The sequence below is a fragment of the Chryseobacterium sp. SIMBA_028 genome (genome assembly GCF_046535285.1).
Lineage (GTDB): Bacteria > Bacteroidota > Bacteroidia > Flavobacteriales > Weeksellaceae > Chryseobacterium.
The window spans coordinates 1-252 of the sequence record NZ_JAWRWZ010000591.1 but is presented as its reverse complement, the minus strand read 5'-3'; the positions used below and the strand labels follow the sequence as shown (position 1 = coordinate 252).

The window sequence follows — 252 nt, the reverse complement described above, 5'->3', positions numbered from 1 at the left end:
GCGGTCATGTCGATCGTCGTCGATCTCGCGGCCGCTGATGCGACGGGTGAAGAGATCGGCAACGACAGCATCAGCAATTTCGAGATCATCAAGACCGGGGACGGCGATGACACCCTGCATGATAATGAGGGCGCCGATCTTCTCTGCACCGGAGACGGCGACGATATCGTGGTCGCGGCAGCCGGTGCATCTGATGACGAGTATCGCGGTGAAGGCGGGTTCGACACGATCGATTATTCGCAGGCAGCGCAC

Annotated in this window: 1 protein-coding gene; it reads left to right on the top strand. The window is 59.9% G+C overall.

The features are described from left to right. The coding region (locus tag SCA31_RS24605; RefSeq protein WP_410699587.1) for a hypothetical protein at nucleotides 1-252 on the top strand (252 nt) is incomplete at both ends.